Consider the following 13,194-nt stretch of genomic DNA (forward strand, 5'->3'; position numbering starts at 1 on the left):
GAAATGGCGATTGCATAAGACCTTAGACAACAACCAAAAATTATTATGAAAAAAATATCAATATTCATCGTATTATTTCTTCTGTCCACTAATATTTTCGGACAAACAGAAGAACTTAATAAGCTCTTTGATAAATATCAGGACACAGAAGGTGTGACCTCTATCAAGATTGCAAAACCTATGTTCAAGTTATTGAATAATCTTAAAATTGATGACGAAGAATTAGGTAAAATTCAACCGCTTTTAGGAAAAGTTAATGGACTTAAAATGCTGGTTCTGGAAAAATCTGCAAAATCAGATAATCCTCTTGTAGACGAAAAGAAAATCGAAAAGGAAATTGCAAATTCTCTCAAAAATATGAAATATGAGGAATTGGTCACTGTGAACAATCGTGATGCTAAAATCAAATTTATGGCTCAGGATATCACATCCAATGTGATGGACAATCTGATTCTTAACATTATGTCAGAAGACAGTTCTGTACTGATGATGTTGGACGGAAAAATCTCTATGGAGGATGTAAACAATCTGATGCAGGAAACTAAAAATGTATCTTCTCTAAATCCGGTTTCTACAATCAAATCTGATAAAACTAATGTTGGCAGTGTAAGAGATGTTCCTGCTTTCAATGGGATAGAAACTTCTTCGGGAGTTGATGTAGAATTCAGTCAAAGTCCAAAGCAAAGTGTGGTTGTGAAAGTAGAACCTGAAAAGCAACAATATGTTATCACTGAAGTTGAAAATGGTGTATTGAAAATCTTTGTGAGAAACAAAGGTGTTAAGAATCTGAATTTCAATAGTCTTAAAGTGATTGTTTCCGGACCAAAATTATCCAGATTGGTTACTAAATCCGGTTCCAGTTTCAAAGCAGTAACACCAGTTAATGAAACCAATTTTGCTGCAAGCTGTACATCTGGGTCACAGGTTTCGGGAGACTTTAAAATCTCTACAAACACGGCCTTGGAAGTATCTTCCGGTGTTAATGTCAAAATGAACCTTGAAACCAAATCCCTGGCTTTGGAAGCAAGTAGCGGAAGTTCTATCAAATTAGCGGGCAAAGCAGATTCCGGCGTTTACAGCGCAAGCAGCGGAAGTTCTATATCGGCTAATGATTTTGTTACCAAATCAGCAGTTGTAGATGCCTCTTCCGGAGCCAATGTGAAAATCAATACAACAGAAAGTCTGACAGCAAGCGCAAGTTCGGCATCATCCATCCAGTACAGAGGAAATCCTTCTAAGGTAAGCAAATCTGCCCAGGAAGTTACAGGCGCAAGCATTACTTCAATCAACTAAAAACTAAAATTATGCTACGATTCTTATACATTATTATTTTGACGATTGTCGGTTTTTTTCTTCAGTCGTGTATGGTTTCTCAAAATAAAGTTCACACCGATTTTTTTGATAATCCGGGATTCAAAGAAAATTCGACTTTTGTGAGTATCAATGTTCCGACTTTCTTAGCGAAATCCTACGTGAAGCAGGCTTTAAGAGAAGACGGCGAAAGCCAGGAAGTGATTGATCTGGTCAAGAGGATCAGCGACGTAAAAGTGCTGATTGTCGAAAGTTCCAAAACGCCGGTTAAAGCAGAATTCCAAAAATATCTTTCCAAAAATAACTACGAAGAATGGATGTCTGTAAAACAACAGGGCCAGCTTATCAGCATCAATGCACAACAGTCAAAAGACTTAATCAAGCGAATGATAATCACCGTTAATGATGATAATGACGAAAGTATTTTTGTAGATGTGAAAGGGAAATTCACGCCGGATGATATCTCAAAAATCATCAATGCGACAGAAAAAAATCAAATCAAAATTCATAGAAACTAAATTTTTCAATTAACCACTATTTTGTAGTGGTTTTTGTGCTTTAGAAATCTTCTGAATTTCTATTGGAGTATTTAATTTTATGCTTTTTAACTGCTACATCAATAGAGTAGCACTTATGAATATCTTCATCTTTCTTGGATAATTCGGCAATTTTTACAAAATAATTATGGAGATGATCCAGCTCTTTTTCTGTAAGATCTTCTACATCTACCAATCTGTTGCTCGCTTGTTTGCTGGCCGCAATCAACTCGTTCAGTTTTAACTGGATCGCTTTACTGTCTTTATTTTGTGCTTTCTGAATAAGGAAAACCATCAGAAAAGTGATAATAGTAGTTCCCGTGTTTATGACTAGCTGCCACGTTTCCGAATAGTCGAAAACTGGTCCACAAACTGCCCAAATTATTACAATTGATGTCGCGCTTATGAATGCGTATGAACTACCGGTGAAATTTGTGGCCCAATTCGCAAATTTTTCGAAAAGATTTTTATTCTGCATTTTATTTTAAATTTTAATTAAATATATCAATTTAATAGAAAAGAAAAGACCTCCAAAATTGGAGGCCTAATATGAAATAATTTTAGATGATTATTCTTTTACAAATTTAGTTTTAACTACTGTACCTTTATCATCAATACTGATGAAATAAACACCTTTGGCTAATTTGTTAACAGCAATTTTTCCAGAACCCAGATTACCTTTAGATACAATCTGTCCTGCAGCATTGAAAATCTCGTAAGAAGAATTCACCGTGACGTTTGTAACATTAAGAACATCTTTTACCGGATTAGGATACACTTGAAGTGATTTCGAACTCACATCAGACACAGCTAATGTTGCGCTTACTGTTGCCGGTTTTACGGCATAAAAAACATTTCCTATAGCAGAAACTCTTACATGTCCAGATTTACCGATTAAACTGGCAGGTATATTAACGCTTGCTGTACCAGAATTAGGTACTGATTCTGCTAAGGTCGTCCAAGTTGCACCACTATCTGACGTGAAATCAATTTTAACATTAGCAACATTATATGGATTTGCTGTAGTTCCTGAAACCACCCAAGTTATAGTCGAGTTCCCTCCTGCAGATAATGTAGAAGGTGTGTTGACAGTAAATGCACTTGCAGATCCAACCACAATTGTTTGTGTTGCAAAAGCGGTCTGTGCTTGCCCTCCTGGTTTATTATCTCTCACAGTTACTCTGAAATTAGTTGTTCTGGCAACTGTAGATGCAGCTTCAAAGTCTGCTGTATTTTTCACTGTGCCTCCCAGAACTGTAGAGAGTTTTGGAAAATATCTTGTTGGATTTGCGGTTGGAGGATATGATCTGAAGCTAGCCCCAGATGTTGTATTGCCAATATTACTTTTAGTGACTCCATTGGCTAATGTGCTATTATTCATCTGCTCCCAGCAATAAGTAAGAGCGTCTCCATCTGGATCTGTAGCATTAGCTGTTAATACAAATGCTGTCCCTTTTGGAATAGTGTAAGAAGTCGTCATAGCAGTAACAACCGGAGGGTTATTGGCAATATCCGTTTCAACATCTACCGTTTTTGAAGCAAGATTGGCTTGAACCTGGTCTATACTTGCACTATGGAAATAAGGATCAGAATGGGCCTGAACATCAGTTGTTGAGCCAGTGATTCCTGCATATCCCATAATTGTTGATCCAGAACCAGGTTCCATTTCTTTGTTCAGATATTGCTCATAAAAGCTATAGGTATGAGAATCTCCTAATTGATGTCCCAGCTCATGCGCCACATAATCGATATCGAAGCTATCACCTTTTGGAACATCATCACCAGGGGATGTAATACCACTGCCTTTATAATTATCTGGAGCGATATATGCGTATCCACAACCTCCGTTAGCTGCTGAGTAAGATGTTGTCGTAATATCATTGCTTCCAATACATCCAATACATCCAGCATTTCCTCCTCCGCCAGTTGCACCAAATAAGTGTCCTATATCATAATCTGCATCTGTTATACCATAGTTTCCTCCATGAAGAACATTCATTAGCTCATAGTTCCATTTGCACATTTGACTTGCATTGCTGTAGGGATCAGAAGATGCTGTTGTGAAAATGAGATTCGGAGCATTGACCATATTAAGATGTAAATTAAATTCTTGTTCAAAAACGCCATTTACTCTTGTGAGCGTTGCATTGATTTGAGCCAGTGCACCTGCTGTTCCGCCAAAATACGTTGTATATTCTCCAGTAACAGACATGGCTAATCTAAGTGTATGGAATTTTTTGTTCCCTGATTTTTCTGCAGCTCCATTCTTTGCTAATTGATTTAATCTCTCAATAGACTCCGTACTTTCTTTTGTACCGCAAACAAAAGCACCATTTTTACTGGTCTTTCCATGAACTGAATAAAAAGCCTTGTTATCTGTTGCCGGCTCAATAAACTCATATTTACCATTATCAATAATCATGGATTGGAAATCATTAGGAGCAACACTGAATCTAATATACTTTGTAGGATTATCAATTCCTACTCCAACATAAGATCCCAATTGATACTGATTAGCCAAAGTTTCATCCATTACCGGGAAGCTATTCACAGCAAATCTTTCTATTCCATCTGCTGTTGGAATACTGACAGTAACAGTTCCAACATTCTTATCAACTTTATCAGCTGCCAGCAATTGACCTCTAATAGCATCGATGTCTAATTTGTAATAAACTGAGTTATCACTTTTTTTTGTGAGTGCTACATTAGGTGTTGCTTTACTCCATTGCGCATTAATCAATGGTAAGCTACCTAAAAATAGCAAAGTAGTTAATGTTTTCTTCATATTCTTAAATTAAGGGTGACAAATGTAATATTTTATTATAAATATTGTATTGATTTTTAAAAAATATTTTAATTTTAACAAAGTAATTTAATTTATCTATAAATAATCCTGTTTTAATAAAAATTCTAAATATTATTTTAAGCTTATTTTAAGATGTCATAATTTATTACAACAAAAAAATCCCTCTTCTTTCGAAAAGGGATTTATATCAATATGATAAGCCAAAAGGCTCAATTATCACACTTTAATTTCTACGTCTACTCCTGAAGGAAGTTCTAATTTCATTAGAGCATCAACAGTTTTGGAAGAAGAAGAGTAGATATCCATCAATCTTTTGTGAGCAGAAAGTTGGAACTGTTCTCTTGCCTTCTTGTTGACGTGCGGAGATCTCAACACCGTGAAGATTCTCTTGTTCGTTGGCAATGGGATAGGACCGTTTACAACAGCACCAGTCGCCTTTACCGTTTTTACGATTTTCTCTGCAGATTTATCTACCAAGTTGTAATCGTAAGATTTAAGTTTTATTCTGATTCTTTGTGACATTTTAATCTAATTTAATATTAACCTTTAGCCTTAGCGATTACTTCTTCAGCAACGTTGTTCGGAGCAGCTTCATATTTTTCGAATTCCATAGAAGATGTTGCTCTACCTGAAGATAAAGTTCTAAGAGAAGTTACATAACCAAACATTTCAGATAGTGGTACGAAAGCCTTGATAACTTTAGCGTTGTTTCTATCGTCCATACCGTTTACTGTACCTCTTCTTCTGTTAAGGTCACCTACGATATCACCCATATATTCTTCCGGAGTTACAACTTCCAGTTTCATAATTGGTTCCATGATCACCGCTTTAGCAGCTCTACCAGATTCTTTGAAACCAAGCTTAGCAGCTAATTCGAAAGATAATTGGTCAGAGTCAACTGCGTGGAAAGATCCGTCCTTAAGAACGATTTTCATCGCTTCTACTTCGAATCCAGCTAAAGGACCGTTCTTCATAGCTTCTCTGAATCCTTTTTCAACTGAAGGGATAAATTCTTTAGGAATGTTACCACCTTTAATTTCGTTGATGAATTCAAGACCTGTTTTACCTTCGTCAGCAGGACCGATTTCGAATACGATATCCGCGAACTTACCTCTACCTCCAGATTGCTTTTTGTAAACCTCTCTGTGGTTAGCTTTTTGTGTAAGAGCTTCTTTGTACTCTACTTGCGGCTGACCTTGGTTAACTTCTACTTTGAACTCTCTTCTCATACGGTCTACGATGATATCCAAGTGAAGCTCACCCATACCAGAGATAATAGTTTGTCCTGAAGCCTCGTCAGTCTTAACCTGGAACGTTGGATCTTCTTCAGCTAATTTAGCCAAAGCGTTACCCATTTTATCCTGGTCAGCTTTAGTTTTAGGCTCAACAGCGATACCGATTACCGGATCCGGGAAGATCATAGATTCAAGAACGATTGGGTTCTTTTCATCAGATAACGTATCTCCTGTTTTGATATCTTTAAATCCTACAGCTGCACCGATATCTCCAGCTTCGATATACTCAACCGGATTTTGCTTATTAGCGTGCATCTGATAGATTCTTGAGATTCTTTCTTTGTTACCAGATCTTGTGTTCAACACATAAGAACCAGCATCCAATCTTCCTGAATAAGCTCTGAAGAATGCTAATCTACCTACGAACGGGTCAGTAGCAATTTTGAAAGCTAATGCAGCGAAAGGCTCTTCAACAGATGGTTTTCTTTCGATATCAGCATCAGTTCTTGGGTCTGTTCCTTTGATATTATCCTTATCTAGTGGAGAAGGAAGATATTTACAAACAGCATCCAACATAAACTGTACTCCTTTGTTCTTGAAAGAAGAACCACAAGTCATAGGAATGATAGAAAGATCGATAGTAGCTTTTCTAAGTGCTTCGTTGATTTCTTCTTCAGAAATTGAATCCGGATCTTCGAAGAATTTCTCCATCAAAGTCTCATCATAATCAGCTACAGCTTCTACTAATTTCTCTCTGTATTCAAGAACTTCATCCTTCATATCTTCCGGAATTGGAACTACTTCATAAGTAGCACCTTGTCCAGCTTCATCCCAGATGATCGCTCTGTTTTTGATTAAGTCTACAACCCCTTTGAAATCTTCTTCAGCACCGATTGGTAAAACGATTGGAACTGCATTAGATCCTAACATTTCTTTTACTTGTTTTACAACGTTCAAGAAGTCAGCACCTTGTCTGTCCATTTTGTTTACGAATCCCATTCTAGCAACTTTGTAGTTGTCAGCAAGTCTCCAGTTTGTTTCAGACTGAGGCTCTACTCCGTCTACTGCAGAGAAAAGGAATACCAATCCATCTAATACTCTCAAAGATCTGTTTACTTCTACAGTGAAGTCAACGTGTCCCGGTGTATCGATGATGTTGAAGTGGTAAGGTTTTGTTTCAGGTAATTTCTTACCTTGATCTGTTGGGAAATTCCAGTTACAAGTAGTTGCAGCAGAAGTAATTGTAATACCTCTTTCTGCTTCCTGTTCCATCCAGTCCATTGTAGAAGCACCATCGTGAACCTCTCCAATTTTGTGGTTTACACCTGTATAGAATAAAATCCTTTCTGTAGTGGTAGTCTTACCTGCATCAATGTGAGCAGCAATACCAATATTTCTTGTAAATTTAAGATCTCTTCCCATTTCAGATTAGAATTTGAAGTGCGAGAAAGCCTTGTTAGCTTCCGCCATTTTGTGAGTATCAGTTTTCTTTTTGAAAGCTGCACCTTCTTCTCTTGAAGCAGCTACAACTTCGTTAGCTAATTTCAAAGCCATAGACTTATCATTTCTAGCTTTAGAATATTTGATTAACCATTTCATTGCCATAGAAATTTTTCTATCAGCTCTGATTGGCATAGGAATTTGGAAGTTAGCTCCACCTACTCTTCTAGAACGTACTTCTACGTGAGGCATTACATTAGTCAATGCATCTTTCCAGATTTCAAGTGCAGTTTTTTCGTTATCTCCTTTTTTAGTTTCTACGATATCCAATGCATCATAGAAAATTTTGAATGCGATTGACTTCTTACCGTCAAGCATTAGGTTATTTACGAATCTAGTTACCAATTGATCATTAAATTTCGGATCTGGTAACAACGGTCTTTTTTTCGCTTTCGTCTTTCTCATTGTCTTATTCCTTATTTAATGATTATTTTTTCTTTCCTTTTGCTGGTGCAGCTGCAGCCTGACCTGGTTTAGGTCTCTTAGCTCCATACTTAGATCTTCTCTGTGTTCTTCCATTTACACCTGCAGTGTCTAATGCACCTCTTACGATGTGGTAACGTACTCCCGGTAGGTCTTTCACCCTTCCGCCTCTTACCAATACTATCGAGTGCTCTTGAAGATTATGTCCTTCGCCCGGGATGTAGGCGTTAACTTCTTTACCGTTAGAAAGTCTTACCCTTGCAACTTTTCTAAGTGCAGAGTTAGGTTTCTTCGGTGTAGTAGTATATACTCTCGTACATACACCACGTCTTTGTGGACAAGAATCAAGGGCAGCCGATTTGCTCTTCTTGGCAAGCGTGGCTCTTCCTTTTCTTACTAATTGTTGAATAGTAGGCATTTAATTGCTTTTTATTTTAGGGTGCAAAAATATAAATAATTTTTTAATCTACAAGCAGTTATGGGAAATTAAATTTAATTTCTATAATCTTAATTTTTTACGGGCATTTTGTATGTTTGCAAAAAACTTAAATAATTTATTAATCATGAAAAGAGCATTAGCATTAGTCGCTTTACTACTATTTACCAGTATCTTTTCTCAAGAAAAGAAAAACTACAAAGAAGGAATTCTTACAACTTTAACTAACGAGACCATTGCATTCAAAGACTTGACTTGGGATAAGAACGGAAAAGCTCATTACCTCAATGCAACCAATAAGCAAATGGAAGAGCTGTATGACAATTCAATTAAAAATATTGAAGAAGTAGCAGCATCGGATCCAAAATTCACATTGATAACAGGAGAAAGTACTTCACTTACTAATTCTACTTTGATTAAAGAGAATACGACTAAAAGTGATTATCCGGAAGGGATCTATGCTACAAAGGAAGATTTTATAAAGAAAACACCTTCCGGCAATGAAGAACTTTCAAAAAAAGGACTGATTGGTTTCACAAAAGAGTTAGTAGATGATAGCGTTACTGAATGTTTTTTCTATGATACAAAATCTGATAAAAAACTTAAAGATGTTTTTGCAGTTGTTTATCACGGTAGCCTGTATTTTAATGTGGCCGCAATATTGACCCACAGAAACAAGACAGACAGAGCGCAAACAGCGGACTTTCCCAATAGTTTTGTAAAAGCTTTATTTGGTGGTGACAATTATATCTATACAGAAGTTCCTTTAGCCAATGTGTGGGCAAAGGGTTGGGCTTATAACGTTGGAGCACCTGGAATAGTCAATTCCGGAAAAGGAATCGTTTGGGATTATAAGAATCAGGAGTTTAATATTTTCAAAAACTGTGAGGATTATAATGACTTCATAAAAGACAAATATGCTGCGGGCGTGCAAAAATGTCCTAAACAGCAGCCGGATAATAATGAAGTAAGAAAAGCCATAGATATTATAAAATAATACAATGAAAAAAATCATTTTCTTGTTCTAAAATTCAAAGGATTTTGGCATAGTTATTAATAGTAGTTCAGCATAATTTATTTATTATGAAAAATGCAGCATTAATCGGGCTGAATGAAGCCGATTGTAAAAAAATCGCAGACAAACTCAACGTATTATTAGCCAATTATTCAGTGTTCTACCAAAACACAAGAGGTTCGCACTGGAACATCAAAGGCGAACAGTTCTTCACCTTGCATCCGAAATTTGAGGAGCTTTATAATAGTTTGGTTTTAAAAATTGATGAAATTGCGGAAAGGATTCTAACACTAGGCGCAACACCAGCTCACAATTATTCCGAATATCTTACGGTTTCTACAATCAAAGAAAGCAAAGAAGTAAGTGATGGTAACAAAAGTGTGGAAATTATCCTTAATTCTTTCAAAGTTGTTATCGATCTTCAGAGAGAGCTTCTGGATATCACTGAGGAAGCCGGCGACGAAGGAACCAATTCTCAAATGAGCGACTATATCACAGAACAGGAAAAAGAAGTCTGGATGTATAATTCTTATCTTGGGAAGTAAAATTTAAACTTAACATAAAATCCAGCTTTCATAAGCTGGATTTTTTTATTTGTAATATTGTTTCTCAACATTCTTATTAAGATCAAATTTTTTAAGGTTTTGCAAAAGAATACCCGCTTCTTTTTCATTAACAGCATACCAAACAACTGTCTGATTGGCAACGCCCGTTTTTTTCTTGATTGTCCATGACACAATCGGAATCCAATCCGCCGGAACACCATCAGGAAACCACTTTGGATAGATAACTGCTACCCGAAATTTATCTTTATGAATTATTTCCGACATATAATCGTGGTATTTTTTATCAAAAAGCTTGGTCCCCAAATGCTTATTCTCAAGATAAAAACCGGCAACATTGGTAGAAGCCAATCCTGCAATATCAAATATCTCAACATCGGAAAAATAAGAAATAGCACCAATATCATTGGCTACAATTTTTTGATTTGGATAGAAAATGTGTAAAAATCTAGCCATTTCGATCTGTTGTTCTTCTATATTTTTTGAAGCATATTTAACAACCTTATAATTAAACACACTTATATATATGCTATAAACCACCACTAATGAAAACGAGCCCAAAACAAGTTTCCTGTATAAAGAAAATTTACCATCCGCTTGTTTTTGTGTGAAAAAAGCAACAACAACTGGAACAAGAATTAAAACCAAAGCAGCCGTGAGATAGCTTTCATACCTGTAACGTATCACGGCAAAAAGACTATGCAATACAATGGTTCCAAAAACAGTGATTGTAACAACTTCATTAACCACTATTTTTCTCCAATCAAAAGTTTTATACTTTGACAAAAAGTAGAAGAATAGTATAAGAAATGGCGCTAAAAACAATTTATAAAAAGAAATATTAAGTACAATCCCATTTTTGAAGATATTCCAAACGCTAACAAAAAAATTAGACTCAGGGTAATTTCCTTTCATCAGAAGCGAGTTGGGAAAAAAATAACCGCCACTTTTAACTGAAAAAATTCCGAAAATAACTATTGGTAAAAATCCGGCAAAAAAGACCATTAAACTTACTTTCCAATTTTTGCTTAACAATAGTAAAAATGCCAGAATTGAAATAAAAAACATGCTCTCAAATCTTACTGCTCCAAATAACATGGAAACAAAAAATAATTTAAGACAATCATAGCTAGCAAAATCAGATTTCAGATTCTTTACAAGATAGTAAAGCATCATTACAGTCAGAAGAATATGCAAGGTCTGCTCCATCCCGATAAGCATCATATAGCAAAGCTGGCAATAAGGAATAAGTAAAATCAATCCCCATAGAACCTCTTTCTTTCCATAAAAATCACTGAAATATCTGTAAGCATAATAAACCGTTCCGTAACCAGCAAACACGTTGACGATTAAAGGATAATAAACATTATCTCCAAATAATTTTATCAATCCGCTAAGTATAAGTGTATACAAAATAGAAGAAGAGGCACTATCGAAGCTACCTGGATTGACTCCCCATACTCCATTTTCAGCAAAGTTTCTTGCAAGAGCAAGATGAATATAAGCATCATCTAACGGATATATAAATACATTCCCAGAGAGATTGCTATATGCCAGATAAAAATAGAATCCTAATATAAAAGTAAAAAATAGAATCAAAAAATAGAGGTATCTGCGCATAGTTTTTATTTTGATTGCGAAAATAATCATTAATTTTTTAAAAATCAGATTAACTAATTCTATTATCTCTTATATTTGCTCATTAATCTTATACACAATTGAAAAAAATTCTATTCTTTTTACTGATTTCCAATTCCCTGTTCTCGCAATGGAGTATTTCCAATGCAGAACGCAGTGCATTGGTCAGTATATACAACGCTACAGATGGTGAAAACTGGAACAGAACCTGGGATACGGAAAAAGATCCTCGGACGTGGTTTGGTGTTTCTGTAAGGAATGGCGCTGTTGTAGAGCTCAACCTTTCTGGTAACGCGCTTAAGGGAACTTTTCCATCTTATGTCTCTTCATTACCCCGATTAACAAAACTGGATCTTAGCAATAATCAGCTTTCGGGAGAGGTTCCAATGGGAGTTTCTTCTCTAAGCTTGTTAACCAGATTAGACATCAGCAACAATAGATTAACGGCTGATCCTACCAATTCTCTGACAGGACTTTTCAATCTGGAAGATTTGGCTTTGGGCGGCAACGCGTTTACAATTTCTGATGTTAATGCGATGCTTCAGAATTTTAATAATATCAGGATTCTTAATATTGCTGACCTTGGGTTACAAAATATTCCTGCCAAAATCACGGCTTTCCCAAATTTAGAAAACCTGATTCTTGACAACAACCCAATCCCGGCTAATGCTTTTGCTAATATTGCCAATCATCCAAAATTGACAAGCCTTTCATTATCCGGATTACAATTAACCCAGATCCCGAATCAGGTCTCACAATTGACACAGCTGACAAGCCTTAACCTTAGCAATAACAATATTACAGAACAAAATATTTCCGGGTTATCAACCTTAGCCAATCTGGCTTGGCTGTCTTTGGAAAATAATCAATTAAGTCAGATCCCTTCTCAGATTTCGCAGCTGAAAAAACTTCAGACACTTAATCTGGGAAGAAACAAAATCTCCGGTGGTATTTCTTTGTTGACGGGATTAACCAATCTTCAGCAATTGTTTCTGAACAATAATGCACTCTCGGGTAATTTTCCATCAGAATTTCTTGGGATGCCAAAATTATTGATGCTAAATCTTAACAGCAATCAGCTTTCGGGTGATCTCGATGACAGACTGCCGCCCATTACGTATCTCAGCAACAATAGATTCAACAAATCACAACTATCCAATTACATTGTTGACAATAATGTACAAACCGATTTAGATTATTCACCCCAACGCTATGACGGAGAAAAGGAAATCTTGGGTATTCTCGGTCAGCCGGCGAAGTTGGATCAGTCATTATCCGGCAGCGACTATACATTCACCTGGTTCAAAAATCTGGATCAGAAAACCAATACAACAACCGCTGATTTCAGCTTCAATAGCGTGCAGGAATCAGATTATGCCACATATACCGTCGAGGCTTATACCTATTCCGTTTTAGATAATAATGTTGTGTTTGATTTATCGCTTTTCAGAGAGCCTATTTCTTTGGTTAAAGTTCTTGGAACTGCAGAAAACGCAAAGTATTTCAACATTTACCCGAATCCAACATCCGATTACCTTAATATTGTAAGTACCAAATATGATATTCAGAAAGTTCATATTTATGACCTGAGTGGTAAACAAATGCTGTCAGAATCCAAATCAAAAATTGATGTTTCCAAACTTCCAAGCGGCGTTTATATGCTGATCATCAAAACACAGGAAGGCAACAAAAACTTCAAGTTCATCAAACAATAATTTTTTAGGAGCTTAA

At 36.1% G+C, this 13,194-nt stretch carries 12 protein-coding genes; 5 read left to right on the plus strand and 7 right to left on the minus strand.

What is annotated here, in order from left to right; genetic code table 11:
- The first annotated feature begins 45 nt into the window (after positions 1–45).
- Positions 46–1,293, plus strand: coding sequence for a DUF4252 domain-containing protein (locus BXY58_RS03790; protein ID WP_120212456.1), 1,248 nt, complete (start codon positions 46–48; stop codon positions 1,291–1,293).
- An 11-nt stretch (positions 1,294–1,304) separates the two neighbouring features.
- Positions 1,305–1,829: a DUF4252 domain-containing protein gene (locus tag BXY58_RS03795; protein ID WP_120212457.1), complete on the plus strand. Its 525-nt coding sequence runs from the start codon at positions 1,305–1,307 to the stop codon at positions 1,827–1,829.
- Positions 1,830–1,869: 40 nt separating this feature from the next.
- On the opposite strand, the gene BXY58_RS03800 is transcribed toward BXY58_RS03795, so the two are convergent.
- The 6 genes from BXY58_RS03800 to rpsL form a co-directional block, all read right to left on the minus strand.
- The gene (locus BXY58_RS03800; RefSeq protein ID WP_120212458.1) at positions 1,870–2,325 is read right to left on the minus strand and encodes a low affinity iron permease family protein; all 456 of its coding nucleotides are present in this window, start codon (positions 2,323–2,325) and stop codon (positions 1,870–1,872) included.
- Positions 2,326–2,415: 90 nt separating this feature from the next.
- Entirely contained in the window at positions 2,416–4,632 is a 2,217-nt protein-coding gene (locus BXY58_RS03805) for a zinc-dependent metalloprotease (protein WP_120212459.1), read from the minus strand.
- Positions 4,633–4,869: 237 nt separating this feature from the next.
- Complete coding sequence (gene rpsJ, locus BXY58_RS03810) at positions 4,870–5,175, minus strand: 30S ribosomal protein S10 (RefSeq protein ID WP_002661363.1); 306 nt, start codon at positions 5,173–5,175, stop codon at positions 4,870–4,872.
- A gap of 17 nt (positions 5,176–5,192) precedes the next feature.
- Entirely contained in the window at positions 5,193–7,310 is a 2,118-nt protein-coding gene (fusA, locus tag BXY58_RS03815; protein WP_120212460.1) for an elongation factor G, read from the minus strand.
- Between the two features lie 6 nt (positions 7,311–7,316).
- Complete coding sequence (gene rpsG, locus BXY58_RS03820; RefSeq protein WP_002983149.1) at positions 7,317–7,793, minus strand: 30S ribosomal protein S7; 477 nt, start codon at positions 7,791–7,793, stop codon at positions 7,317–7,319.
- A gap of 22 nt (positions 7,794–7,815) precedes the next feature.
- Positions 7,816–8,229, minus strand: a complete 414-nt coding sequence (gene rpsL / locus BXY58_RS03825) for a 30S ribosomal protein S12 (RefSeq protein WP_002983146.1) — start codon at positions 8,227–8,229, stop codon at positions 7,816–7,818.
- 145 nt (positions 8,230–8,374) lie between these two features.
- Here rpsL and BXY58_RS03830 point away from each other — a divergent pair, with 145 nt between their 5' ends.
- Positions 8,375–9,244, plus strand: a complete 870-nt coding sequence (locus tag BXY58_RS03830; RefSeq protein ID WP_120212461.1) for a hypothetical protein — start codon at positions 8,375–8,377, stop codon at positions 9,242–9,244.
- Positions 9,245–9,330: 86 nt separating this feature from the next.
- The gene (locus BXY58_RS03835; RefSeq protein WP_120212462.1) at positions 9,331–9,807 is read left to right on the plus strand and encodes a Dps family protein; all 477 of its coding nucleotides are present in this window, start codon (positions 9,331–9,333) and stop codon (positions 9,805–9,807) included.
- Between the two features lie 45 nt (positions 9,808–9,852).
- Here the strand turns inward: BXY58_RS03835 and BXY58_RS03840 are convergent, their stop codons facing one another.
- Positions 9,853–11,445, minus strand: a complete 1,593-nt coding sequence (locus tag BXY58_RS03840; RefSeq protein ID WP_147366802.1) for a hypothetical protein — start codon at positions 11,443–11,445, stop codon at positions 9,853–9,855.
- Between the two features lie 98 nt (positions 11,446–11,543).
- Here BXY58_RS03840 and BXY58_RS03845 point away from each other — a divergent pair, with 98 nt between their 5' ends.
- Positions 11,544–13,178, plus strand: coding sequence for a leucine-rich repeat domain-containing protein (locus tag BXY58_RS03845; protein ID WP_120212464.1), 1,635 nt, complete (start codon positions 11,544–11,546; stop codon positions 13,176–13,178).
- Positions 13,179–13,194 lie beyond the last annotated feature (16 nt).

It is taken from the genome of Epilithonimonas arachidiradicis, assembly GCF_003610695.1.
GTDB classification, from domain to species: Bacteria; Bacteroidota; Bacteroidia; order Flavobacteriales; family Weeksellaceae; genus Epilithonimonas; species Epilithonimonas arachidiradicis.

Excerpts from the sequence above, each read along its gene's own strand:
- BXY58_RS03790 (WP_120212456.1), top strand. The coding sequence starts at position 46 with ATGAAAAAAATATCAATATTCATCGTATTATTTCTTCTGTCCACTAAT.
- BXY58_RS03795 (WP_120212457.1), top strand. The coding sequence starts at position 1,305 with ATGCTACGATTCTTATACATTATTATTTTGACGATTGTCGGTTTTTTT.
- BXY58_RS03800 (WP_120212458.1), bottom strand. The coding sequence starts at position 2,325 with ATGCAGAATAAAAATCTTTTCGAAAAATTTGCGAATTGGGCCACAAAT.
- BXY58_RS03805 (WP_120212459.1), bottom strand. The coding sequence starts at position 4,632 with ATGAAGAAAACATTAACTACTTTGCTATTTTTAGGTAGCTTACCATTG.
- rpsJ (WP_002661363.1), bottom strand. The coding sequence starts at position 5,175 with ATGTCACAAAGAATCAGAATAAAACTTAAATCTTACGATTACAACTTG.
- fusA (WP_120212460.1), bottom strand. The coding sequence starts at position 7,310 with ATGGGAAGAGATCTTAAATTTACAAGAAATATTGGTATTGCTGCTCAC.
- rpsG (WP_002983149.1), bottom strand. The coding sequence starts at position 7,793 with ATGAGAAAGACGAAAGCGAAAAAAAGACCGTTGTTACCAGATCCGAAA.
- rpsL (WP_002983146.1), bottom strand. The coding sequence starts at position 8,229 with ATGCCTACTATTCAACAATTAGTAAGAAAAGGAAGAGCCACGCTTGCC.
- BXY58_RS03830 (WP_120212461.1), top strand. The coding sequence starts at position 8,375 with ATGAAAAGAGCATTAGCATTAGTCGCTTTACTACTATTTACCAGTATC.
- BXY58_RS03835 (WP_120212462.1), top strand. The coding sequence starts at position 9,331 with ATGAAAAATGCAGCATTAATCGGGCTGAATGAAGCCGATTGTAAAAAA.
- BXY58_RS03840 (WP_147366802.1), bottom strand. The coding sequence starts at position 11,445 with ATGCGCAGATACCTCTATTTTTTGATTCTATTTTTTACTTTTATATTA.